Source organism: Pelovirga sp., assembly GCF_059864205.1.
Window position 1 is genome coordinate 1 of the sequence record NZ_JCBCBS010000130.1, and the last position, 2,740, is coordinate 2,740.

Annotated in this window: 4 protein-coding genes; all 4 read left to right on the forward strand. The window is 51.0% G+C overall.

What is annotated here, in order from left to right:
* Positions 1-149 precede the first annotated feature (149 nt).
* Positions 150-1,130, forward strand: a complete 981-nt coding sequence (gene meaB, locus AC6F7T_RS08260; protein WP_500717746.1) for a methylmalonyl Co-A mutase-associated GTPase MeaB — start codon at positions 150-152, stop codon at positions 1,128-1,130.
* Between the two features lie 174 nt (positions 1,131-1,304).
* Positions 1,305-1,679 (forward strand): GxxExxY protein, encoded by a 375-nt coding sequence (locus AC6F7T_RS08265; protein ID WP_500717747.1) that lies wholly within the window; start codon positions 1,305-1,307, stop codon positions 1,677-1,679.
* A 193-nt stretch (positions 1,680-1,872) separates the two neighbouring features.
* Positions 1,873-2,277, forward strand: a complete 405-nt coding sequence (mce, locus tag AC6F7T_RS08270) for a methylmalonyl-CoA epimerase (protein ID WP_500717750.1) — start codon at positions 1,873-1,875, stop codon at positions 2,275-2,277.
* A 143-nt stretch (positions 2,278-2,420) separates the two neighbouring features.
* The gene (mntA, locus tag AC6F7T_RS08275; protein WP_191156436.1) at positions 2,421-2,738 is read left to right on the forward strand and encodes a type VII toxin-antitoxin system MntA family adenylyltransferase antitoxin; all 318 of its coding nucleotides are present in this window, start codon (positions 2,421-2,423) and stop codon (positions 2,736-2,738) included.
* Positions 2,739-2,740: the final 2 nt, after the last annotated feature.

Here is a 2,740-nt window from a genome sequence, read left to right on the forward strand (position 1 = left end):
TGATTTAAAAAGTTTTTTATAAGAAAATTGCGTCCAAGGCACCAAGAACTCCAAGCGAAGAACTATTTCAGCCTTTGGATTTTAAACATTAATTTTTTTATTTGGCTTTTCTTGGTGTCCTTGGAGTCTTGGTGGCCAAAAAAGGTTTTATGTCTATTCACATCTCCCAGCTCGCCTCCGGCGTTCGTTCCGGCAACATCCGCTCTTTGGCCAAGGCCATCACCCTGATCGAGAGCCGTAATCCGGATCATGGGGCCAAAGCCACTGAGCTGCTTGACTCACTACTGCCCCACACCGGCAATAGTATCCGCGTCGGTATCTCCGGGGTACCCGGTGTCGGCAAAAGCACCTTTATCGAAGCGTTAGGCATGAGCCTGATCCGCCGTGGCCACAAGATCGCCATTCTCGCTGTCGATCCCTCCTCCCAGCTATCCGGTGGCTCCATCCTTGGCGACAAAACCCGCATGGAAGAGCTCGCTCGCGAACACAACGCCTTTATCCGCCCCTCCCCCGCCGGCGACACCCTCGGCGGCGTTGCGCGCAAAACCCGCGAGACCATGCTGTTGTGCGAGGCCGCCGGCTTTGACATCATCATCGTTGAAACCGTCGGCGTCGGCCAGTCGGAGATCACCGTCGCCTCCATGGTCGACTTTTTCCTGCTGCTGCAACTCGCCGGAGCCGGGGATGAGCTCCAGGGGATCAAAAAAGGGGTGATGGAAATCGCCGATGCGATCCTCATCAACAAGGCCGAAGGGGACAACCGCCCGCGCGCCGAACTGGCCCGCAAGCAATACCAGAACGCCCTGCATCTGCTCAAACCCAAAAGCCGCCACTGGATCGTCCCGGTACTGCTGTGCAGCGCCCTCAAACAACAGGGGATCGCTGAAACCTGGCAGACCGTCCTCGACTTTGTCACCACCATGCGCGAGCATGGCGAATTCGAACAGAAGCGCCGCCTCCAGGCCAGCGACTGGATGTGGGCCCAGGTGATGGATGAACTGAAAAACCAGTTCATGACCGATAAAAATGTCGCCCCCTTAATCGACCCCCTGCAAACCGCCGTCAGCACTGGCACCACCACCCCCGGCGCAGCGGCGAGAAGACTATTGGAAGCATTCAAAAGACATTGAAGATTAGCCACCAAGACACAAAGGACACCAAGAAGTGCAAAGAATCATGGTTTAAAATCAAAAGCTTTTGCCTCTAACAATTCGACCTGTTTGCTTTTCTTGGTGACCTTGGTGCCTTGGTGGCAAAAATCCTTTAATACTGCTATTTGACCAAAAACATGAATGGGGGGAGCAATGCAGGAAATCGATCAAATCGCCAAATCTATCGTCGATTCAGCATTCAGGGTTCATCAAAAGCTTGGCCCAGGTCTATTAGAAAAAGTATACGAAACATGTCTTGCTTATGAACTTGAGAAGAATGGTCTGAAGGTCGAACGGCAAAAAGCCATCCCGATTGTTTACGACAGCATCAGCTTTGAAGAAGGCTTCAGGCTGGATCTGCTAGTTGAGGATTCGGTTATTGTCGAAATGAAAGCAACAGAGAAAGATAATCCACTATGGCAAGCACAGCTTTTAAGCTATATGAAAATGACCAGGATAAAACTGGGATTTCTCATCAACTTCAATACACCATTGTTTAAACAGGGCATCAAAAGATTTGTCCTATAACTTTTAAAATTGCCTTTCTTGGTGTCCTTTATGACCTGATGACTGTTTCAAACCAAATACTTGCCACCAAGGCACCAAGCGCACTAAGAAAGACAAAACCTGAGCAAAAGATAAAACCTTGGCCTTTAACAAAAAGATTCAGATTTACTTGGTGTCCTTGGTGCCTGGTGGCTATCAAAGTTAAGGAGTTTTCATGCTAACCAAAATCAACCACATCGGTATCGCCGTCAACAGTCTCGACACCTCCATCCCCTTCTACCGCGATCAGCTCGGCATGACCTTTGAAGGCACCGAGGTCGTCGAGGAGCAGAAGGTCAAGGTCGCTTTTTTCCTCGTCGGAGAAAGCCGCATCGAGCTGCTTGAAGCCACCGCTGAGGATTCCCCGGTGGCCAAGTTCCTCGCCAAAAACGGTGAAGGCATCCACCACATGGCCTACGAGGTTGATGATATTGTCGCCACCCTGCAACGCCTGAAAGCCGACGGCGTCCGCCTCATCGACGAAACCCCAAGAAAAGGCGCCCACAACAGCCTTATCGCCTTTTTACACCCCAAGATGACCGGTGGCGTCCTGACCGAAATCTGCCAGTGCGGGCACTGATCAGACCTTAACGGAGGGGCGCAGTCAAATGCTCTAACGGAGAGACGCAGGAGGGGGAGAGACGGAGAGAAAACCCCTTTGGATTTTTTGCCTCTCTCATTTACCTGCTGACGGCATAGGCTACCCCATGTTATAAATATAAAATGAACATAAAAGAGACCAAAACCTGCGAAGATATTACTGATCTCCTCCACCAGCATTTGCCGGAACTACAACAGCAACATGCGGTTGCCGGCCTGGCTCTGTTTGGATCGTTCGCTCGGGGTGACCAGCGTCCTGACAGTGATGTCGATATTCTCGTTGAGTTTACCAAACCCATTGGATTTGTCGCTTTTCTGCGGCTTGAACAACGACTGGAAGAACTTCTTGGCCGCAAAGTCGACCTGGTTACCCGTAAAGCCCTCAAACCCCACATCGGCAAACAGATATTGAAAGAAACCCGCCATGTGCGCCACGCGTGATA

Excerpts from the sequence above, each read along its gene's own strand:
- AC6F7T_RS08265 (WP_500717747.1), top strand. The coding sequence starts at position 1,305 with ATGCAGGAAATCGATCAAATCGCCAAATCTATCGTCGATTCAGCATTC.
- meaB (WP_500717746.1), top strand. The coding sequence starts at position 150 with ATGTCTATTCACATCTCCCAGCTCGCCTCCGGCGTTCGTTCCGGCAAC.
- mntA (WP_191156436.1), top strand. The coding sequence starts at position 2,421 with ATGAACATAAAAGAGACCAAAACCTGCGAAGATATTACTGATCTCCTC.
- mce (WP_500717750.1), top strand. The coding sequence starts at position 1,873 with ATGCTAACCAAAATCAACCACATCGGTATCGCCGTCAACAGTCTCGAC.